21 protein-coding genes and 2 pseudogenes are annotated in these 20,887 nt (G+C 58.7%); 17 read left to right on the top strand and 6 right to left on the bottom strand.

Annotation, left to right across the window (positions count from 1 at the left end):
- Window positions 1–2 precede the first annotated feature (2 nt).
- The 3 genes from WI754_RS27500 to WI754_RS27490 all read right to left on the bottom strand — a co-directional run bounded on the left by WI754_RS27500 (window position 3) and on the right by WI754_RS27490 (window position 2,785).
- Window positions 3–1,499, bottom strand: a complete 1,497-nt coding sequence (locus WI754_RS27500; protein ID WP_341487146.1) for an NAD-dependent succinate-semialdehyde dehydrogenase — start codon at window positions 1,497–1,499, stop codon at window positions 3–5.
- Window positions 1,500–1,621: 122 nt separating this feature from the next.
- The gene (locus WI754_RS27495) at window positions 1,622–2,116 is read right to left on the bottom strand and encodes an Lrp/AsnC family transcriptional regulator (protein WP_341487145.1); all 495 of its coding nucleotides are present in this window, start codon (window positions 2,114–2,116) and stop codon (window positions 1,622–1,624) included.
- Between the two features lie 81 nt (window positions 2,117–2,197).
- Entirely contained in the window at window positions 2,198–2,785 is a 588-nt protein-coding gene (locus tag WI754_RS27490; protein WP_341487144.1) for an amino acid synthesis family protein, read from the bottom strand.
- A gap of 168 nt (window positions 2,786–2,953) precedes the next feature.
- Here WI754_RS27490 and WI754_RS27485 point away from each other — a divergent pair, with 168 nt between their 5' ends.
- The 9 genes from WI754_RS27485 (at window position 2,954) to WI754_RS27445 (ending at window position 12,538) form a co-directional block, all read left to right on the top strand.
- Window positions 2,954–4,759 carry a helix-turn-helix domain-containing protein gene (locus WI754_RS27485; RefSeq protein ID WP_341487143.1) on the top strand — a complete coding sequence of 602 codons (1,806 nt, stop codon included), beginning with the start codon at window positions 2,954–2,956 and terminating at the stop codon, window positions 4,757–4,759.
- A gap of 191 nt (window positions 4,760–4,950) precedes the next feature.
- A complete protein-coding gene (locus WI754_RS27480; protein WP_341487142.1) occupies window positions 4,951–5,934 on the top strand; it encodes a flavin reductase family protein in 984 nt (327 codons plus the stop codon).
- Between the two features lie 21 nt (window positions 5,935–5,955).
- Window positions 5,956–7,467, top strand: a complete 1,512-nt coding sequence (locus WI754_RS27475; protein WP_341487141.1) for an aldehyde dehydrogenase — start codon at window positions 5,956–5,958, stop codon at window positions 7,465–7,467.
- A 40-nt stretch (window positions 7,468–7,507) separates the two neighbouring features.
- On the top strand, window positions 7,508–8,587 hold the full coding sequence (locus WI754_RS27470) for an LLM class flavin-dependent oxidoreductase (RefSeq protein ID WP_341487140.1): 1,080 nt from the start codon (window positions 7,508–7,510) through the stop codon (window positions 8,585–8,587).
- 2 nt (window positions 8,588–8,589) lie between these two features.
- Entirely contained in the window at window positions 8,590–9,402 is an 813-nt protein-coding gene (locus WI754_RS27465) for an alpha/beta fold hydrolase (protein ID WP_341487139.1), read from the top strand.
- Complete coding sequence (locus WI754_RS27460) at window positions 9,395–9,784, top strand: carboxymuconolactone decarboxylase family protein (RefSeq protein ID WP_341487138.1); 390 nt, start codon at window positions 9,395–9,397, stop codon at window positions 9,782–9,784. Before WI754_RS27465 ends, WI754_RS27460 begins: the two co-directional genes overlap by 8 nt.
- Before the next feature lie 149 nt (window positions 9,785–9,933).
- Complete coding sequence (locus WI754_RS27455) at window positions 9,934–10,767, top strand: transporter substrate-binding domain-containing protein (protein ID WP_341487137.1); 834 nt, start codon at window positions 9,934–9,936, stop codon at window positions 10,765–10,767.
- A 56-nt stretch (window positions 10,768–10,823) separates the two neighbouring features.
- Entirely contained in the window at window positions 10,824–11,798 is a 975-nt protein-coding gene (locus WI754_RS27450; protein ID WP_341487136.1) for an amino acid ABC transporter permease, read from the top strand.
- The gene (locus tag WI754_RS27445) at window positions 11,795–12,538 is read left to right on the top strand and encodes an amino acid ABC transporter ATP-binding protein (RefSeq protein ID WP_341487135.1); all 744 of its coding nucleotides are present in this window, start codon (window positions 11,795–11,797) and stop codon (window positions 12,536–12,538) included. Before WI754_RS27450 ends, WI754_RS27445 begins: the two co-directional genes overlap by 4 nt.
- A gap of 88 nt (window positions 12,539–12,626) precedes the next feature.
- Here WI754_RS27445 and WI754_RS27440 read toward each other — a convergent pair whose 3' ends face one another.
- Window positions 12,627–13,535 carry a LysR family transcriptional regulator gene (locus tag WI754_RS27440; protein WP_341487134.1) on the bottom strand — a complete coding sequence of 303 codons (909 nt, stop codon included), beginning with the start codon at window positions 13,533–13,535 and terminating at the stop codon, window positions 12,627–12,629.
- Between the two features lie 275 nt (window positions 13,536–13,810).
- On the opposite strand from WI754_RS27440, the gene WI754_RS27435 reads away from it, so the two are divergent.
- From WI754_RS27435 to WI754_RS27420, 4 genes and pseudogenes are all read left to right on the top strand, one after another.
- On the top strand, window positions 13,811–14,245 hold the full coding sequence (locus WI754_RS27435) for a hypothetical protein (protein ID WP_349438022.1): 435 nt from the start codon (window positions 13,811–13,813) through the stop codon (window positions 14,243–14,245).
- Window positions 14,242–14,496: an Atu4866 domain-containing protein gene (locus WI754_RS27430; protein WP_341487132.1), complete on the top strand. Its 255-nt coding sequence runs from the start codon at window positions 14,242–14,244 to the stop codon at window positions 14,494–14,496. The genes WI754_RS27435 and WI754_RS27430 overlap by 4 nt, the downstream gene beginning before the upstream one ends.
- 171 nt (window positions 14,497–14,667) lie before the next feature.
- Window positions 14,668–14,771: pseudogene (locus WI754_RS27425) on the top strand (hypothetical protein); the annotation flags it as partial.
- A gap of 12 nt (window positions 14,772–14,783) precedes the next feature.
- A complete protein-coding gene (locus WI754_RS27420) occupies window positions 14,784–14,942 on the top strand; it encodes a nucleotidyltransferase family protein (RefSeq protein WP_349438069.1) in 159 nt (52 codons plus the stop codon).
- A gap of 212 nt (window positions 14,943–15,154) precedes the next feature.
- Here the strand turns inward: WI754_RS27420 and WI754_RS27415 are convergent, their stop codons facing one another.
- Complete coding sequence (locus WI754_RS27415) at window positions 15,155–15,997, bottom strand: glycoside hydrolase family 16 protein (protein ID WP_341487131.1); 843 nt, start codon at window positions 15,995–15,997, stop codon at window positions 15,155–15,157.
- Window positions 15,998–16,213: 216 nt separating this feature from the next.
- Between WI754_RS27415 and WI754_RS27410 the strand changes: the two genes are divergently transcribed.
- Together WI754_RS27410 and WI754_RS27405 are read left to right on the top strand one after the other, a co-directional pair.
- Window positions 16,214–17,401, top strand: coding sequence for an ROK family transcriptional regulator (locus WI754_RS27410; protein WP_349438021.1), 1,188 nt, complete (start codon window positions 16,214–16,216; stop codon window positions 17,399–17,401).
- A 45-nt stretch (window positions 17,402–17,446) separates the two neighbouring features.
- Window positions 17,447–17,683, top strand: a pseudogene (locus WI754_RS27405) (Lrp/AsnC ligand binding domain-containing protein); the annotation flags it as partial.
- On the opposite strand, the gene WI754_RS27400 reads toward WI754_RS27405, so the two are convergent.
- Entirely contained in the window at window positions 17,569–18,795 is a 1,227-nt protein-coding gene (locus WI754_RS27400) for a septal ring lytic transglycosylase RlpA family protein (RefSeq protein WP_341487129.1), read from the bottom strand. The pseudogene WI754_RS27405 and the gene WI754_RS27400 sit on opposite strands and share 115 nt — an antisense overlap.
- 538 nt (window positions 18,796–19,333) lie before the next feature.
- Here WI754_RS27400 and WI754_RS27395 point away from each other — a divergent pair.
- The gene (locus WI754_RS27395) at window positions 19,334–19,690 is read left to right on the top strand and encodes a DUF2750 domain-containing protein (protein WP_349438020.1); all 357 of its coding nucleotides are present in this window, start codon (window positions 19,334–19,336) and stop codon (window positions 19,688–19,690) included.
- A 197-nt stretch (window positions 19,691–19,887) separates the two neighbouring features.
- The gene (locus WI754_RS27390) at window positions 19,888–20,811 is read left to right on the top strand and encodes a cobalamin biosynthesis protein CobT (protein WP_341487128.1); all 924 of its coding nucleotides are present in this window, start codon (window positions 19,888–19,890) and stop codon (window positions 20,809–20,811) included.
- Window positions 20,812–20,887 lie beyond the last annotated feature (76 nt).

Raw genomic sequence — 20,887 nt, 5'->3', positions numbered from 1 at the left:
TATCAGGCGGCCGTGTCGATGCAGAGATATTTGAGCTCGGTGAAGGCCTCCAGGCCATGACGGGAGCCTTCGCGGCCGATGCCGGACTGCTTCCAGCCACCGAAAGGAATGGGGCCGCCGGTAATCTTCACCCGGTTGATCGCAACCATGCCATATTCCAGCGCCCGGCCCAGCCGCATCTGGCGGGCGCCGTTTTCGGTGACGACGTAGGCAACGAGCCCGTATTCCGTATTGTTCGCGCGGGTGACGGCTTCCTCTTCCGTATCGAAGGCGGTGACGGCGGCAACCGGTCCGAATGTCTCTTCGCGCATGATCAGCGCATCGTGTGGCACATCGGTCAGCAGCGTCGGTGCGTAGAACAGGGGGCCGGCCTTGTGACGCTTGCCGCCGGTCAGGCACTTTGCGCCGCGCATCACCGCGTCGGTCACATGCTCTTCGGCCTTTTCGGCGGCACGCTCGTGCATCAGTGGTCCGATCTCAACGCCCGCATCAAGGCCGGTGCCGACTTTCAAGGTCTCGATGCGGGCCTTGAAGGCGGTGTTGAAGGCGTCGAGGACCGGACGCTGGACGAAGATACGATTGGCGGCGAGGCAATCCTGGCCCGAGGTCGCGAACTTGGCGTTGACGGCGATGTCGACGGCCTTGCCAATGTCGGCGTCGTCGAAGACGATCAGCGGCGCATGGCCGCCGAGCTCCATCACCAGCCGCTTCATCGTCGGAGCGCATTGGCCGGCGATCAGTCGGCCGATTTCGGTCGAGCCGGTGAAGCTGATGGCGCGAACGCGGGTATCGGCGCACATCCTCCCGACGATGGTGGCCGCGTCGCCGGTGACGACGTTGAAGACACCGGCAGGAATGCCTGCTCGCTCGCCGAGTTCGGCAAGAGCCAATGCGGATAGCGGTGTTTCGGAAGAGGGATGGGCAACGACAGTGCAGCCGGCCGCAAGCGCTGCCGCTGCCTTGCGGGTGACCATGGCGGAGGGGAAATTCCAAGGCGTGACGATACCGGCGACACCGAGTGCTTCCCGGCGAACGATCATCTCTGCGTCCTTCAGATGGCTGGTGACGTTCTCGGCATTTAGCCGTTTGCCTTCTTCGGCATACCACTCAATGAACGAGGCGGCATAGTCGATTTCGCCCAGCGATTCCGAGAGCGGCTTTCCTTGCTCCAGCGTCATGATCAGCGCGAGATCATCCTTGGCCGCCATCATCAGGTCGTGCCACCGCCGCAGAATTTTGGCGCGGTCCTGTGGCAGCAGTGCGCGCCATTTGGGAAAGGCGACAGCGGCTGCATCGACGGCACCTGACGCCTCGTTGGCATCCAGCGCGGAGACCCAGGCGAGCGGTATGGAGGAAGCGGGATCCCGGACCTCGAAGGTCCGGTTGGCGCCATTGGCCATCCATCGGCCGCCGACATAGGCGAGCGATTTCAGGAGATGTTTGTCCTTCAAGCGCTCAAGCGCATCATGACAGGCGGGGCGTGCGAATACAGCGTTCATCTCCGGGCTCCTCGTGCTTCGGTTGCCGCGGAATCTGCCAGCTTCAATGCGAGAGATTGTCTGTTGAGTGTAGTGATCAGAGAGGATCGGTCCAAAAGCAGGCGCCGCTGCAGAGGAATCGTCTAGCTGTCTGACGTCTCGGCTTCGGAAAGCAGGATCGAAAGCGGCAAAGCGGTTTCTTCCTTGACCGTCTTGGTGACGATGTAGGTGAAATAGCGGGCGATACCGATTTCGCGGTCGAGCAGGCCATCGACCAGCCGCTGGTAGGCGTCGATGTCCGCCGCCATGATCTTGAGGATATAATCGACGCCGCCGCCGACCGACCAGCAGGCGACGATTTCCGGGATTGACGCCACGGCACGCTCGAAACGGTCGAAATCCGCCTGGCGATGGTTGCCGAGTGTCACTTCCACCATGACGCTTGCGACCGGTGCCAAGCGGCGCACGGCGACGCGGGCGTGATAGCCCGAAACGATGCCCGCCTTTTCGAGTTTCCTCAGACGCATCCAGCAGGGTGTTGGCGACAGGCCGACCTCTTCCGCCAGCGCCACCTTGGTGATGCGGCCATCACGCTGGACGGTTTCGAGGATGCGCAGGTCGATGGCGTCGAGTTTCATGCGAGTTTGTATCCTGCCGGTAACGCAACAGTAATTGCCCTTCGCGTCGCCTGATAGTGTCCAAGCGGCGTGAGACGCGTCTTAAGTCAGCTTTTCGGCTTCCATTTCCGCCATGTCCTGAAAACGATCGGCGATGCGAGCATGGGCTCGGCCGCCATCGCAGGTGCCGATCGCAATGACGATCTCATCGGGCCCCGGTGCGTCGGCGATCTGGAAATTTGCGGTCAGGAAGTGCGAACGCTTGCCGGGCTTGGTCTTGTGCGTCATCGGCAGGGACAGGAGCGCGCCGGGTGCCGAGCGCGTGTTGGTGAATTCCAGATAGGACGTGCCGTGAACGGCGTCGCGAAACACATTTCCGAAGCGCAGCGTATGGATCAGGGCCGACCCGTGCTCGATTTCACCATTGACGCCGACGGCCGCAGTCTTGCCAAAGGCCTCGACTTTTTCGGCCGGCATCAGGGCGAGCAACCGGCGTGTCAGTTCCTGCCCGAGCACCGGTGCCACGCGCAGGATCTCGGGCTTCAGATTTTCGACGAAACCCTGTCCCGCCCAGGGATTGCGGAGAATTGCCGCCACGACGACCATGGTGATCGGCCGTTCGGCATCCCTGCCACCTTCAATGAAGGTCTCCTCAACGAACGTGGCAATTTTCCTGACGCCTATATCCATGTCGTGATCTTTCCGGTTGCTGGTTTTTGCGAAATTACTGAGCACCGAACCTCAAAGTCTTCCTGTCTGTCAGAGGAAAGGATGGCTGCATTCTGCTCGGAGGCGAGGTAGAATAAGCGGGAGAAACCGGTGCAGACTTGATGCTGCCCAAGGGAGTGCGTGCACAGCGTGGATCAGAAATCGCAGATCTTGTCTTTGAGGGACGTCGCGAGCCAGATCAACAGCGGCGGCGATCTCACGGCTGTTCTGCACGACCTCATCATCGCTGCCTGCCGCCACGCGCATTGGGCACTTGGCTCAATCATGGCGATCGATGCGGCGCATGGCTATGCCTATGTCGTCGTGCGGCATGATCCCACGCTCATCCAGCGCCAGCTGCCGGACAAGTGGGAACTGGCGACAAGTCCTTCGCTGATTGCTCTGCAGCGCAACGAGCCGGTCTATATCCGCGATGCGCGTGAATCCGAGGAGTTTCCGGGGTATCGGCGCGAGGCGTTCGAGCGCGACTACCGTACTGTTCTGGTCATGCCGATGAACTGTGCCGATAGCGAAGGGCGGCCGATGGTGCTCAGCGTGATTGCACGCCAGATCACCGATGTCTCCGAAGACGACCTCGCCTTCCTTGGCATGATCGTCCATCTCGGTGCAATTGCCGTCGAACGCCAGCACCGGCTGGAAGCGGAGAAACGCTCCTCCAATCGCCTGCAGAGAGCTTTGGAGGCGCATACCTCGCTGCTGGAGCACGTGCTGGCCGATGGCTCGGTTGCGTCACTGTCGAGCATGGTCGGTGCCCTGCTGCCAAATCCCCTGGTTGTGATCGATTTCACCACCAACCAGGTGATCCCAGGCCGCTCTCCCAATCTGGGTCAGTTCGAGGATGCCGCGTGGCAGGAGGCAGCAGCGACTTCCCTTCGCCGGCCATTGATGCGCGCCGCGCGTGATGCCATCGATCGCGGCAGCAGCGAGACGGTGAGCCTGTTTCTCGATGACGGAACGCGGCGGTTCACGATTTCGGCGCGTATCGAACCCCTGAATGTCGATGCCCAGCTCGTCGGTGCACTGATCGTCTTTCCGACGTCGCGCGAATTCAGTGATCTCGATTTGCTGATGCTCGATAGCGCCAAATTCGCGCTCAACGTCCAGATGATGCGCAGCTTCATCCGCTTCCGGTTCGAAACCCGCACGCAGACGGAACTCTTCTTCGAAGTCGTGGAGCAGCGCTGGCGCAATGCCAATGACGTGCTGCAGCGGGCGCAGCGTCTCGGAATCAATTTCGGAACTGCGCAACAAATGATCGTCGTCGATTTTCCGGAGCGTACGAAAAGCCTTGGCGGGATCTCGATCGATGTCGAGCACAGCGTGGCGCGGATACTGCAGCAGGCGTCGATACCGGCAAGCGTAATTGCCACCGATGGCGGGCTTGTCTGTCTCGTGCCCTTCGACGCCAGCAAGCGGCAGGAAAAAATCGGCAAGGTGATGCGCCGCATCGCCGAGGATCTCGGGCGCTCCTTCGAGGAGGAGCCGATCGTGGTCGCAGGCAATCGCTGCACTGGACTGTCCGACTATCCCGCAGCCTGGGAACGGTGCAGTCGTACCATCCGCATCGGTCGCTCGTTCGGGCGCACCGGCGCGCTGTCGGGGCAGGATTTCGGGCCGCTGCCGTTGTTGGTCGCCGCTTCTGATGCCGGCGATATCAGAGGCTTTGTCCATGACAGCGTCGGTGCCGTTGCTGAGCATGATCGTGAAAACGGCACACCCTATCTCGAAACACTGTCGGCCTATCTGCAGGAAGGGTGCCGAAGCCAGGCCTGCGCAGATACGATGGGCCTGCATGTGACAACGCTACGATACCGCCTGTCGCGCATCCAGGAACTGTTCGGCATCGATGTGGAGACGCCGGAAAAGCGATTTGCCGTCGAACTGGCCCTGCGGCTTCACGCCGTGATCGATAATCGCAGCTCCGCCAAAAACTAACCCATTCATCACCAGTGTCATTGATAGGCGGCTCGTTCCTGCCGCCTCGAAAACGCATGTCGCTGCCGGTTTTCAGCATCCCTCGGATCAGAGCAGGAGATTCCCATCCCTTCCTGCGGACAGGAGGAAGAACGGCCGAACCCTTGGCGCTAGTCTTCCTTCATCGAACCGGAATGAGGATGGCAGGACCGATGGCGGACACAGCGGCAAGAGCGGACACGGCAATCGACCCCATCGCACTGCGTCGCGCCTTTGGCACGTTCGTGACCGGGGTCACCGTGATCACGACTCTGGATGAGGATGGCAATCCGCGTGGTATGACCGCCAATTCCTTCACCTCCGTATCGCTCGATCCGCCATTGCTGCTTGTCTGCGTCGGCAAGTCCGCTTCCAGCTTCCCCGCCTTCACAGCGGCTCCGTCCTTTGCCGTCAACCTTCTGCATGAGGGCCAGGTGGACGTCTCGGCAACGTTCGCTTCGAAATCGCCGGACAAGTTCCAGTCGGTCAATCACGACCGCGTGCATACCGGTGCGCCAATCTTGACCGACAGCTTGACCTGGTTCGATTGCACGGTTCACACCCGTGTCGATGCAGGCGATCACGTCATCCTCGTCGGCCAGGTCCAGGCCTTTGGAACCAGCCCCTCGGCGCCGCTCGGTTTCTGCCGCGGTCGTTATGCCAGCGTGAAAGATCCGCTTCCCGCCGGCTGGCTTGCCTCGCATGGCATGATCATAGGCTACCTCATCGAGGCAGAAAACAATCTGCTGCTGCGTTCCGATGGCAAGGGCGGCTGGGTTCTGCCGACGGCAAGACGGCGCAAGGCTGACAGCCGCTTGATGATCGACGATGGCGATGCGCTGAGCCTCGTCTCCGAAGACACGTTTCTCTACTCGGTCTTTGACGTCGCCGACAGCGACCCGGGTTACCTTATTTATCGGGCCCGGCTTGCGGCCGATGCTGCCGGTGCGGAATTGCCGGCCGGACTGCAATTCTTCCCGATCGACGCTTTGCCCTACGACCTGATCCCGACCCACGAACTCCGCTCGATGCTGCGCCGCTATGTGCGTGAACGGCAGGAAATGCGCTTCGGCATCTACATGGACACGGGCGACGGCGGCCGGGTGGCAATGATCGACGGGCAGGCCCGCGCCTGGATGCAGGTCGCCCAGGATTAATTCGAAAGCAGGACAGCAGACATGAAGACGACAGTCAAATCCATCGAAGGTTCACGTCAGGGATTGTTCATCGGCGGCCAGTTCGTGGCACCAAAGAACGGCCGCTACATCGAAAGCTTCGATCCGACCACAGGCGAACGCTGGTACGAGTTTGCCGAGGCCGACGCGGATGATGTAGAGGCGGCCGTTTCGTCTGCCCAGGCGACCTTCCACAATCCCGCCTGGCGGCGCATGACGCAGACCGATCGTGGCCGCCTCGTGCGCAGGCTGGCCGATCTTGTGCTCGAACATGCCGATGAACTGGCCGATATCGAGACGCGCGACAACGGCAAGCTTCTCAAGGAAACGCGGGCGCAGATGCGCGCAATGCCGGATGCCTACCATTATTTTGCGGGCATGGCCGACAAGCTGCAGGGCGAGACGATCCCGGTCAATAAGCTTGACATGCTCAACTTCAACATGCGCGAACCCATTGGCGTCGTCGGTATGATCACGCCGTGGAACTCTCCGCTGATGCTTCTGACCGGAACGCTGGCGCCCTGCCTTGCGATTGGCAATACCGTCGTCGTCAAGCCGTCCGAACATGCGACAGCATCGACATTGGCGCTTGCCGAGTTGATTGCCGAAGCCGGCTTTCCGGCCGGCGCCGTCAACGTGGTCACCGGCGCCGGCAAAAGTGCGGGCGAAGCGCTGACCCGGCATCCGGGTATCGCGAAATACGTATTCACCGGCAGCACAATTACCGGCCGGCGGATTGCCGGCAACGCAGCCGCCAACCTCGTGCCCTGCTCGATGGAGCTCGGCGGCAAGTCTCCGCATGTCGTCTTTGCCGATGTCGATATCGAACATGCCGTCAACGGCGTCGTCGCCGGCGTCTTCGCAGCGGCCGGGCAGACCTGCGTTGCCGGGTCGCGCTGCTTCGTCGAGGCAAGCGTTTACGACCGCTTCGTCGAAGCACTCGTTGCCCGCACGCAGCACATCAAGGTTGGTCATCCGACTGCAGACGAGACCGATATCGGTCCGCTGGCGCTGTCCGATCAACTCTCCAAAGTCGAAGCCTATGTCGCTTCCGGCGTCATGGAAGGCGCGAGGGTCGCGGCCGGCGGCAAGCGGCCGCAATCGGACGAGCTCGGACGCGGTTGGTATTTCGAGCCGACCGTCATGGTCGATGCGCTGAACGACATGACGTTCATGCGTGACGAGCTGTTTGGCCCGGTTGTCGGCGTCATGCCCTTTTCTTCGGAAGAGCAGATGATCGAGCTCGCCAATGACACGCGCTATGGCCTTGCCTCCGGTATCTGGACCAGGGACATCGACCGCGCGCTGCGCTTCGCAAACCAGATCGAGGCTGGAACGGTATGGATCAACACCTACCGCTCGTCATCCTTCATGTCCGCCAATGGCGGTTTCAAGGAAAGCGGCTACGGCCGGCGCGGCGGCTTCGAGGTCATGCGCGAGTTCTCACGGCTGAAGAACGTCATCATCGATTATTCCGGCGCCATGCAGGACCCCTTCATCATTCGCCTGAAGTAACCGGACACAAGAAACGTTGGCCCGCAAGGGAGGAAATCCTATGAAATTTGCAGTCTCACTCACCATGGAACGTTTCTCGCCGAACGCGCCAATGTCCAAAGTCAAAAGCAATCTCCTCGAGCTTGCCCGCATGGCCGACGAGGGTGGTTTCGAAACGCTGTGGACGGCCGAACATCACACGATCGAGTGCACGATTTCGCCTAACCCGTTTCAGACACTGACCTGGCTGGCGCAGCACACGCAACAGATCCGGCTCGGCACCTCGACGCTGGTTGCTCCCTATTGGAACCCGATCCGGCTTGCCGGTGAGGCAGCGCTTTGTGACCACCTGACGGATGGCCGACTGGAATTCGGCATCGCTCGCGGCTCCTATCAATACGAATTCGACCGCATGGCAGGCGGCATGCCGCAGCAAGAGGGCGTTGCCTACCTGAAGGAACTCGTTCCGGCAGTCAAGAAACTGTGGCAGGGCGACTACGCCCATGATGGACACCACTGGACGTTTCCGCTCGCCACCGCCGTACCAAAGCCGCTGCAGCAGCCGCATCCGCCGATCTGGGTCGCGGCCCGCGATCCCGGCACGTTCGATTGGGCAATCAGCGTCGGCGCCAACATCCTGTCCACCCCGCTGTCCGCGCCTGCGGCCGAAATCCAGGTTCTCGCCGACAAGTTCGAAAAAGCAGTGGCCGACCATCCGGAGGTTCCGCGTCCGCGCTTCATGATGCAGCGCCGGACCTGCGTCTATGACAAGCCAGAGGACTGGCAGCTGGCCGTCCAGCACAGCATGGACTATGGCCGGACCTTCGAGAATCTCATGCAGAACATCGGCGCGGTCAAGGATGGCTTCCCCGAGGCCGTGCCGTTCGAAAGCGTCAAAGGCAAGGACAACTACAATCCGGACAATATCCGCAAGAACCTGATGTTCGGGACGCCTGACGAGGTGACCGAGAAGCTGCTCGCCTATGAAGCGGCTGGCGTCGATCAATACTGCCTCGGCCTCACCTTCAACCTGCCGTTCGAATTGCAGAAGAAGACGCTGCGGCTTTTCGTCGATGAAGTCATGCCCTTCTTCGCCGCCCGTGACCAGGACCGCCAGCGCGCGGTGGCTTCGGGACGCTGAGGATGACGGAGCATCAGCATCATACCGTCGGTGACGTGACGCTCAACTATCGCATCGATGGCGACGGCGCGGAACCGCTGGTCTGCATCCATGGTGTCGGCTCCTGCCTCGAGGCGTGGCGTGGCGTGGTGGCGGAACTCAAGGATCGCTTCACGGTCCTGACGTTCGACTTGCGCGGTCATGGGCGTTCGACACGGATTAAGGGGCGTTACGAAATCGACGATTTCGTCGATGAGACGCTGGCGATCGCCACGCATGCAGGTTTCGATACCTTCAATCTGGCGGGGTTCTCGCTTGGCGGGCTGATTGCCCAGCGGCTAACGCTTACGCATCAGGCCCGGTTGAGAAAGCTGGTCCTTCTCTCCACTGTCGCAGGTCGCACGCCGGAGGAGCGCGAACGCGTACTGACCCGCCTTGCAGCCCTGCGGATCGGAAATCCGGGCACCCATCACGACGCCTCGCTGTCGCGCTGGCTGACGGAGGAGTTTCAGGAGCGCAATCCGGAGATTATCGAGAGGCTGCGTGCTCGGGATGCCGAGAACGATCCGGATTGTTATGCCTCGGCCTATCGTGTTCTGGCGGAAACGGATTTCGGTGGCTTTCTCGACCAGATCCGCTGCCCGACGCTGATTGCGACGGGCGAGGAGGATGCAGGTTCGAACCCGCGCATGGCAGCCTACATGCGTGACCGCATCCCGGGCTCGACGCTGGCGATCCTGCCCGGCCTGCGGCACTCCATCCTCATCGAAGCGCCGGTGACAGTGGCACTATTGATGGGGGATTTCCTTTCAGGAGAAAAGGTGAGCCATGGATAAATCGCTTCAGCAAGCTGGCGAGGCCGTGCGGCGCAAAGTGCTCGGTGACGACTATGTCGATCGGGCCTTGAGTAACGCGGACGACTTTTCCCGGCCGTTCCAGGATATTCTCAACGAATATTGTTGGGGTGCCGCCTGGACCGACGATGGTCTCGATCTCAAGCAACGCAGCCTTCTCAACCTTGGAATGCTCGCGGCTCTCAACCGCATGCACGAGTTTGGCATTCATTTCCGGGGCGCGATCCGCAACGGCCTGACAGATGACGAACTACGCGCTGCACTCGTCCAGATCGCTGTTTATTGCGGCATTCCCGCAGGCGTGGAGGCGTTCCGGGCAGCAGGCAGCGTCCGCGCGGAGGTGCGGGAGAAGGGCGAGCTTTGACTTTCACCTTTTCAAGCAAGAGGCAGCGCAAACCTGCTGCGGTTCAACGGAAGACCGGGCGAGTTCAATGGGTACTAAATTGCGACCATAGCGGCGAGACCGGGAGGGTTCAGCCGCGGAATTCATCAATAACAAAGGGAACAGACAGCATGAGACATCTCACCAAACTGACGGCGCTTGCAGCTTCACTCGCCTTTACGTTTTCCGCGCTTCCGGCCAATGCCGGCGCAGTCCTCGATCGGGTGCTCGCGGCCAAGACGCTGAAGGTTGCGACGGATGCCAACTGGGCGCCGCAATCCTTCATGAACGACAAGAACGAACTCGATGGTTTCGACGTCGATGTCGCCAAGGACATCGGCAAACGCCTCGGCGTCAGCGTCGAATTCGTCACGCCCGGCTGGGATATCATCACGGCCGGCAACTGGTCGGGCCGCTGGGACATGCATGTCGGCTCCATGACCCCGACCAAAAAGCGGGCGGAGATCTTCGATTTCCCCGGTGTTTACTACTACACCCCTGCCGCCGTCGCTGTTCACAAGGATAGCAAGGCGACGACGCTCGCGGATCTCAACGACAAGGCAGTGGGTACGACTGCGACCTCCACCTTCGAGGCCTATGCCAAACAGGACCTGACGCTGGATGCTGCCGGTGCGCCAGCCTTCAAATACGAATTCAAGCCGAAGGACGTGAAGTCCTACAGCAATTCGACGACGGCGTTCGATGACCTGCGCCTGGGTGACGGCACCCGCCTCGATGCGGTCGTCTCGTCGCTGCCGAGCATTATCGATGCGGAGAAGGCGGGATACCCGATCAAGCAGCTCGGCGATCCCGTATTCTACGAACCGCTGGCCGTTGCGACGGAGCATGGCGATGCAGAGTTCGATGCCAAGATCGCCGAGGCGGTGAAGGGCATGCAGAGCGACGGCACGCTGAGCAAACTTTCGATCAAGTGGTACGGCGTCGACTACACCGCCGTGAAATAACCACCCTCTCAGGCGGTCCGTAAACACGGGCCGCCAAACCGTCCGAAGGACAAGAGATGCTTTACCCGGATACAGTCGAATCTGAAGTTCTCGTACACAAGCCGTGGTTCGTCGTCACCATGTTCGCCGTCGTTCTGGCGATCTTTCTTGCATTCAACCTGACCGGCACGAGCATGGGCGAGCTGATGCGCCCGGTCATCGGCGATCCCTTGCAAAGCGGTCTCTACGGCCGGTTCGCCGTCGCCTTCGTCGTCGCCGTGATCTTTTCGCTGAACGTAGTGCTGATCGGGTTTGCGCCGCTCAAGGTGCAGATCGCCATCGTCTGGTTCGAACTGCTGATGCTCTTTCTCGCCTTCTTCGAGACCTTCCATCTCAGCCTGCCATTCATCTGGGAAAAGCTGCCCTTCCTGATCACGCAAGGCGCAGTGACAACGCTTTATGTCTCCGCAATCTCGATCGTCATCGCTTCCGTCATCGCCATTCTCGGCGCCGTCGCCAAGCTGTCGACCAACGGCTTCGCCTATGCCATCGCCAGTTTCTATACGTCCTTCTTCCGCGGCCTGCCGCTTTTGATGCAGGTCTATCTGATCTATCTTGGCTTGCCGCAGCTTGGCCTCGTCATCGACGCGGTACCCGCCGGCATCCTCGCGCTGTCGCTGTGCTACGGCGCCTACATGACCGAGATCTTCCGCTCCGGCATCCAAAGCATCGATCGCGGCCAATGGGAGGCGTCACGGTCGATCGGCTTCGGCTTCGGCATCACCATGCGCCGGATCATCCTGCCGCAGGCGCTGCCGGTCATCATTCCGCCGACCGGCAACCAGTTCATTTCCATGTTGAAGGACAGCTCGTTGGTTTCCGTCATCGGCGTCTGGGAACTGATGTTTCTCGCCCGCACGCTTGGCCAAAAGACTTTCCAGCATATGGAAATGCTGATTTCGACCGCGATCATCTACTGGATCATGTCGATCTGCCTTGAACTCATCCAGTCCCGTATCGAGCGTCATTACGCCAGGAGTAAAGTCAGATGAGCATGGACTTGATCATCGAGGCGAAGGACGTCGCCAAATGGTATGGCGCGTTCCAGGTGCTGAAAGACATCAACCTGACGGTCAGGAAGGGCGAGCGCATCGTCGTTTGCGGCCCTTCCGGTTCTGGCAAGTCGACCCTCATCCGCTGCTTCAACCGGCTCGAAGCGCATCAGCAGGGCGAGATCACCGTCAACGGCATCACACTTCACGACAAGATGCGCAACGTCGCCGAGGTGCGCAAGAACGTTGGCATGGTGTTCCAGCACTTCAATTTGTTTCCGCACATGACGGTTCTGATGAACTGCATGGTCGGGCCGATGTGGATCAAGGGCGTGTCGGCCGTGGAAGCGAAGAAAACGGCGTTACGCTTCCTGGAGCGAGTCCGCATCCCCGAACAGGCCAACAAATACCCGATCCAGCTTTCCGGTGGCCAGCAGCAACGTGTTGCCATTGCCCGCAGTCTCTGCATGGAGCCGGCCGTCATGCTGTTCGACGAGCCGACCTCGGCGCTCGATCCGGAAATGGTCTCGGAGGTTCTTGACACCATGACCAGCCTTGCGCGCGACGGCATAACGATGGTCTGCGTCACGCACGAGATGGGCTTTGCGCGAGCGGTCGCCGACCGAGTGATCTTCATGAATTCCGGTCAGATCGTCGAGGAGGGGAATCCGGAGGCGTTCTTCACCAATCCGCAGCATGATCGGACGAAGCTTTTTCTCAGTCAGATCCTTAAGCATTGAGTCCGGGAGGGCCAACGACTGGGGTTCGCTGGTCGCTGCTTGACCCGCGACGTGGGGATTGATCCGCGAAAGTCGTGCGCTTCCTTTGCTATCCAATCGCAAAAGATGCCCGCCTGTACGCGCGAACATGGTGAATGAGCGCGCGCAGTTTGGGCGCCATGTTCCGTCGGTTTGGAAAATATAGAAAGAATCCAGGAAAAGGTGGCAGGTAGTCGTCCAGTGCCGTGATCAGCTCGCCGCGATCAATATAGGGGCGAAATGTCTCTTCCAGTGCAAATGTGATGCCCCCGCCAGCGAGCGCTGTCCGGATCATCAGACGCAAGTCGTTCGTCGTAATTTGGGGCTCGACGGCTACGTCGAACGCTATGCCGTCCTGCTCGAACTCCCACCGGTGCGGAGCCGCGCTAGGCGATGGGCGCCATCCGATGCAACGATGATGCACCAATTCCCGAGGATGCCGCGGGGTCCCGTGGAGCTCGAAATACTCTGGCGCAGCAACCACTACTTCTCTCTCTTCTCTCGTCAGCGGGATCGCCACCATATCCTGCTCAATCACTTCGCCCAGCCGTACCCCCGCATCGAAGCCGGCAGCAACGATGTCGAACATGTCGTCGGTAACCGTTACGTCGATGGTAATACCTGGATGGGCCTCAGCAAAGGAGGCGATCAGGGGACCGGAGAGAAACTGTTCCGCAATCGAAGTTACTGCGATCCGCAGCAACCCACGAGGACTGACGTCACCTGCCACCTCCTCGAATGCGGATTTTACATCTGCCATTGGCTGAGAAAGTGCTTCGCGAAACCGGTTCCCGGCCTCGGTTAGACGCACGCTGCGAGTAGTGCGGCTGACGAGCGCGATGCCGCAAATGTCCTCCAGCCGTCTGATTCCCTGGCTTACGGCAGAGCGGGTGACGCCGAGGCGATCAGCGGCTGCCCTGAAATTCCCCTCTTCGGCTACGGCGAGAAAGACAGGCAGAAGGTTTAAGTCGATTGTCATTGTCGAATTTTGCTAACCAATCACGTTAGCCGAAAGGAGATACAAGCGACAATCAAATTTGTCTACCTATTCCTCGTGCCTCGACGAACCTGACTTGGCGGCACGACAGACAAGAAACTTGGTCATCAAAGGAAGGTAGTCCAATGACACACGGGAAAATCATAATCGCCGCTGCTATGGCTATTGGCGCTTGCGCCGGACCTGTTGCTGCACAGGATAGCTCATGTCCCCGGGAGGGCGCCGATGCTCCCCTCGCACTTCATGCAGACTGGATCATGAAAGGCTGGGAACGCCACGAAGGCGACCCTAATTTCGTGTTCTCTCAAAAGCTGAGCAGGTACTACGACCTGGAAAACTCCAATGGGGTCTTTTACGACAATTTCGCACCCGGCGACACACAGCTCTTTCGCGATTCCGCCCGCTACGGCGCAAACTGGGAAGCGCTGCAAAACGCCGCGCGGTCGGTCCACCACGGCTTGACCGATGGTCACGATGCAATCGTGGGGGATACCGTCGCTTCAACGACGCTTGGTTTCGTCGGTCGTATCGATCGTCTTGACGACAAGGTCATCGCGTTCGACGGTCGCTCGCAGCTCGGCTGGGAATGCACTGGCGGCAAATGGAAAATCCGTCATGAGCTGAACTATGCATGGATCGTCAAGCCCGAGAGCATCCAGCGGTTCCTGGGCAAGATGGGGACGGCACAATGACCGTCCATGCCACGTCGTCCCACCCTTATGTTGGCATGTGGCAGACGGCAGACGGTCGCATCCGGCACGAGTTGCTCCCAAGCGGACGTTACGATGAAGCACGCGGCTCGCGCGAAAGCGCCTATCAAGGACGATACGAGGTCTCCGGAAATCATGTCGAGTATTGGGACGATACCGGTTTCACAGCAGACGGCGATTTTATCGATGACGTCCTGCATCATGCTGGAATGGTTCTCTATCGCAGGGGGTAGGAACAAGACGCAGTCAGGACTCATCCTGATCAGAAGGCGGCATCTGGAAGGATGCCGCCTTCTTTTGCACGTGATGCATCTTCGATTGCGCCGAAACCATTGGCGATATTGCAGGCGTTGTAGGTTGCTGTCCCTAGTTGGTAGGAAGATTTAGTGAGCGAAGACCTGCACATGGAATTGCAATCTATCGTCTCCGAGAGCCCACTTCTCTCTTCGATCCTCAGCAATTGGGATCAAATTGCTCTTCCTGATTCCTGGCTGGTGGCTGGTGCTATTGCCCAAACGGTTTGGAATCACGCTTTTGGCTTTCCGCCACTCATGGCATCAATGACATCGATATTGTCTATTTCGACGCTGATAATCTTTCGGAAGCTGCGGAAGCCGAGCACTCGGCCCGAATTCGAGAGGCATTCTCTGGTCCGCCTGTTTGTCGACGCCCCCGTTGAAAGCACGACAATTTTTGGATGCGTGGCGTGTAGTCGGGTGCTGACATCTGTCCGGCTCCGGTGCGACCGTTTTTGCCGCGGGCCTTGTATGGGCGTTCGCGGATCGGGTCCAAATCACGGAGGCGTGCTCAAGAGTTTTTTGACTTGTTGCGCGCTCTTGGTCGGAGCTGCCATAAAAACGGCCGCGCCCCCTCGGCACGGCCATTTCAGGGTTATTTTTCGCGCTGATAGACCTTGATGTAGTCGATGTCCAGACTGACAGGGAATATCCGGTCATCGACCTTGCCTGCCATATCGCCCCCGATGGCCAGATTGACGAGAAGGTAATGCGGCGTGTCGAAGGGCCAGCTGGCCTTGCCCTTGCCATCGTTCTCGTATGTGTGGAACACTTTGCCATCGACGCCGATGGTGATTTTTTCCGGCGTCCAGGTCGTCTGGTAGACATGGAATTTCTTGCAAGCGTCTCGAATGGTCGTCTCGCCGCCATCACCGAACGTGCCCGCGGTCGAGGCCGTGTGGATCGTACCGGTTATCTTTGACGGTGCTTTTCCGACCTGCTCCATGATGTCGATTTCGCCATTGTCGGGCCACGGGATTTCTTCGGGGCCAAGCATCCAGAATGCTGGCCAAGTGCCTTTGCCGCAAGGTAAGCGGGCCTTTATTTCGAAATACCCATAGGTCCAACTGGCCTTGCCACGGGTAATCAGTCTCGCTGAAGTGTAGTTCTGTCCACCGTAATCCGGCGCGGAAGTCAGTTTTTCCTTGCGCGCGGTGATCGTCAGCTTTCCGTTTTCAAGCTTCGAATTCTCAAGGCGGCGAACTGCATAATATTGCTTTTCGTTGTTGTACCAGCCGGTCTTGTTGGCTTCGGTATCGTAGACCCACTTCTTGCTGTCCGGCAAACCCGGTTTATTGAAATCGTCCGACCATACCAGCTTATAGCCGGTGGGTGATTTTGCGCTTGCTGCCTCTTGGGCCTGCGCGACCGATGCTGCGACGGTGAGCGCCGGCAGTAATCCTGCAAGCTTGAGAACACGCTTCATTTTCAAAGTCATAAGATTCTCCGTTAGTTCCGGCTTCCGCCCGGAGTTGACCGGCGCTTTGTCGAGCTAATTTTTAAATTTGTAAAGCAATCATACTAAGCATAAGGGAGCTGTACGACTAAAGGCGAATACAAGCACGAATCATGCCGCAACTGGGACGTTCTGGATTGCAACGAAAGAAGAATCTGCATATTAGTTCGGAAAGTTTACTAATTAGGCGAAAAAATGATGGATACCTCGCTTACCCGCCAGCTTACATCACGCACGGTCTTGCGGGCGGTGTTCGAGCGTGCGCCTGTATCGAGAGCCGAACTGGCTCGCCTCACCGGTATTTCAAAACAGGCGATGTCGGAGATAGTCGGCACTCTCGAACATGAAGGATGGGTCCAACAGAGCGGAAAAACACAAGGCGCGATCGGTCGTAGCGCCATGAATTATGAGCCCAATCCGAGAAAGGCTCTATTTCTGGGCGTCGATGTTGGCGGGACCAAGGTCCATGCGGCGCTTGCCGATTTGTCCGGGTCGGTGCTTGAGGAAAGCTGCGAACCAACGGACGCGCGCGGCGGTATGCACCTTGTCGATCAGATCACGCGTATCCACGCTGAACTCCTGCAACGATCGGGTATTCATGCGGAAAAAGTCAAAGGCGGAGTTGTCGGCATCCCCGGCGCCGTTCATCCTGCGACCCGCCGTCTGCACATGGTGCCCAATATTCCAGGCCTCACGGATATTCCTGTCGAGAGCCTTCTCTACGAAAGGCTGGGCTTCCCTGTCTTCATCGACAACGATGTCAATCTCGCGGCCAAAGGCGAACAAAGGCTGGGGCACGGCAAGAGCATCGATAATTACGTGTTCATCGCACTGGGCACGGGGGTCGGCATGGGCATTGTCAACGAGGGTCGCGTTGTTCGCGGCGCTCACGGCGCAGCCGGCGAAATCTCGACATTGCCTGTGGGTGCCGACCCATTCGATTCCCGCATTTTCAAAGCCGGAGCTCTCGAATCCTCAGTTGGCAGCATTGCGATAAAGGCTCGCTACGAAGGTCTTGGCGGTGAGCCAGGATTGACGGTGCGTGCCATATTCGACCGCGCTTCCGATCCTGCCGCCTCCATTGTCATCGACGAGGTGTCGCGTGTCATCGCCGCGGCAATTGTCGCCGTCGCGGCGGTACTCGATCCGCAAACCGTTATTTTCGGCGGCAGCGTCGGCGCGCGTTGGGAGTTGATCGATCGCGTCGAATATCATCTTGCCCGGTGCATGCCGGCTCCTCCCGCCTGCGCCCTCAGCACTCTTGGCAGTCAGGCAGGACTTTTGGGTTGCATCAGTGTCGCCCTGGAGCGATTTCGCGAAATTCTGTTCCAGTTGCCGGCCCCCGGTTTCGATGCAACCTCGGCCTCAGAGCATATGAGAGCGTAATGACAATGCCAAACATAGGCCATATGCCAGAGGTTCTGGTATTCGACGAGCCTGCAGATGCGGGAAGCCAAGCGAGCGTTCGCCTCCGCGCTTGAAAACCAGCAATGCCAATAGGTGACTGGAGAGGCTGACATCGTTCTTGTGATTGTCGTGCCGACGATGGCAGACTACGAAGCGCTTACGCGGCGCCTGTTCTTCGGCAACGACAACGTCAAACGCTTCCAGACGTTCGTGGCGATGGATCGGGTGAAAGTGAGTTTGACCGTACCCGTCGGCTCATGACAGGGCACACAGTGAAGGTCGGTCATGAGCGTAGGCGCTTTGTGGACTCTAGGGAAGAATGATTGTGTCCCGCGCCAGCGGTGGCCCCTTCGGCAAGACCGGCGCCGCCTTATGGAGATCACGCCGGTCAGACGCTTATTGCGATTGACACCCGGCAGGGGGAGAACTTGAACCTCGCACATGCCGCGCACACCGTCATCAATATTCTCGTCCAAGCAATATTTGACATCTGCATCGCCGCCCAGGCCGTTGGCCAGGGCGTATTCGGACGGCCGCTCAAAGGTTATGTGGCCGATCTCAGGCAACATCACGAATTGCTCGAATGTCTGGAACGCGGCCGCGGCGCTGGTCCCTGTCTGGTAGGAGGCGCTTGGCGTATTGCCGGCAAAGTTCGTCTGCGTCGACCACAGAGACTGACCGTCGCTCCGCAAATGGTCGCCCAGCGACTGATAGGCCACCATCACGCCGGTTGCGATCTGAGGCTCCGGATTGACGACCGGGAAGCGATCACTCTTCTTGACGTAGGAGGCCATGAGATAGGGCATATCGTGTCCGGCCAAGCGGGCGTGGTCCACATACTGCACCCGAACGGCGCCCGTGCCACGGTGCTTCAGGTCCAGCATGTCGGCTGCCTTGCTGGAAACGTCGATGATGCGACCGTGATGAAAGGGACCGCGATCGTTGACGCGCACGATGAGCGACGAACCGTTTTCAAGATTGGTCACCCGCACATAGCTGGGCAGGGGAAGGGTCGGATGCGCGGCAGAAAGGTGATCCGGGTCGTAAATTTCGCCGTTTGCGGTCAGGCGCCCGCGAAACGCCGAGCCGTACCAGGAAGCGACGCCCTTCTTGTCGTAGTTCGGCTCTTCCTTCGGATAATAGCGCTTGCCTTTCACCACATAGGGCTTGCCGACCATATAGCGGCCACGGCCCTTGGGAATTTTCTTGCCGTAGGCGACCCGCGGACCCGCCTTCACGCCGTATACCTTTTCGGAAATATATCCTTTGCTGTTCGGCGCTTGCGTGGTCGTACAGGCAGCACAGCTGCAGCAGACCATCGTGATCGCCAGCCATCGCAGGCCTCTGACAGCCGTACTTATATCGATACCCATCCGTCCAACGCTGGCGACAGCCTTCCGTGCATCTGCGGCAAGCCTCGACACAAACGCTCATGTCGGCCACGCGCTTGCAGTCCGCTGTGCATCGGGTCGAGGGACAGACGGATTTGCAGCTGAGGCACTCGTCGATGCATTGCTGCATTCTTGGGTCGGCCCATTAATTCGCTCCTTCCGTGAATAATTATAGAAGCGGAGCCGATGCCAAAAGTTCCATTAGCAAATGCGAATATATGCTGCCCTTTTACTTGGGCCGGCCGCTGACAACGCCACCGCGGACGCCGACCCGGGGCAGCGGCAAGACTGCAGCTTCACCTCGAGGCACGCAGCGGTTGCCGTGCAGCCATGGCGCTGGACTGGATCGTCGGATGACGGGATCGGTAGGTTTCGCCCGCAGACGAAATCGCAAGACGAGGCCTGGCGTCGTCAGCGGCGGCGAGGATCGATTGAAGCATCCATGCCATCGCGAATGCGATCTCGGTGAGACGGCTTTTTGCCCATTGTGGACCTTTGCCTGAAATGCTTTGATGGGGATATGAGCACCGCAGCTGCACAAGCCGAGAGATTTTTTAGCGAGGTCATCGCACACGGAAGTGTTTGGTCGATTCAAGATGGTAAGGGGTTCCCTACATCGACGAATTTAGATGGCCAGACGGCAATGCCGTTTTGGTCTCTGGAAAGCAAGGCCCAAAAAGTCATAGACAATGTCTTTGCATATAGCGGCTTCCGAACCTGCCGCCTCGAGCTTCCAGAATTCGTGGATCGTTGGCTCTCCGGACTAGAAAGAGATGGGCTTTATGTTGGCATCAACTGGTCCGGCAAACGGGCGACTGGATTTGATATAACACCCGAGAATGTCCGAATACGAATAGAGAACAGTAGATTTCGTTGAGGGTGTGCTGTGAAAGCGAATTCAGTGAGTGTGAGCGCTTTCCACACGATCCAGCCGCGGCCACCTCGGAGGCTGCGCGCGTCTGCTTTCGGGGTGCCCGAAGCGGACATTGCCTGATAGCTTTGGTATTCATACAATCCATCTGTCTATAAATCTGTCGCCCGAAAACAAGCGGCCCGCAAAACCTTGAGCAGTTCATGTCGTATTTTTTTAAGAAGCTAAGCGGATTTTTTATCTCGGGACAGGAAACAAAGAAGGTCGAACAAAATAATCTAGGATATCACGTCTTCACCCGAGAATTTGACGTTGTTGTGCATTCTTACGAGCTCGACTCGATTCTCGGCCGCTTGCCAGCCAACAAGAAAAATGACTACTTTGAAGCGTGGCACACGTTTGAGAACGCGCTGCAAAAGTGGAGAATAAAGGCGCATATTGCAGGCCTAGAGGCGTCGTGCGAAATCCGAGCCGAGAAATCCCCAGAAGCACTTGAGAATACCCTCGTCACCATTCTTGTTGATCACTCCGGATCAATGGCCGGTCAAAGCATTTTACTCACCGCTGCGACATGTGATGTCACGATGGATTTCCTCAGCTTATTGGGTGTCCAGTATGAAGTTCTAGGTTTCACAACAGTTGGCTGGAAGGGGGGAAAGTCCCGTGAACTTTGGGAACGGCAAAATAGGCCAGCAGCTCCGGGCAGACTCGCAGATACACTTCACATCATCTACAAATCTGCGAAATTACCGGGCCGACCCGTTAAAACCGAGTTACTTAAGCCGATGCTTCGTCGAGACCTCTTGAAGGAAAATATTGACGGCGAGGCGATCGAGTGGGCCATTTCCCGTCAGATGGAAACCTCTGCGGGCAAGCGGATTATACTGGTCCTCTCAGACGGCGTACCCGCGGATGACTCAACCCTTCTCGCCAACGATCGGGACTTTCTGAATCGGCATTTGAGTGAGGTTATTGCCCGAACTCAGCAAGAGGGTGCAATTGAGCTGGTGGGAGTCGGAATCGGATTTGCTGCGTCTCAGTTCTACAGCAACTCAGTTATCGTCAAAGACGTTGGTGATCTGGGTATAACCGTCATAGACACATTGAGCCGTGTAATACGAGGATGATCGAAAATTCAGTTTCGCATCATCTTGCCGCGTCGCTTGCAATCGTGACCTTCTCAGCGCTGGCGATAGGGAATCC

Origin of the sequence: Pararhizobium sp. A13, from assembly GCF_040126305.1 — a bacterium.
Taxonomy (GTDB): Bacteria; Pseudomonadota; Alphaproteobacteria; order Rhizobiales; family Rhizobiaceae; genus Pararhizobium.
The sequence above is the reverse complement of the archived record's forward strand: the minus strand, read 5'-3'. Positions and strand labels throughout refer to the sequence as shown.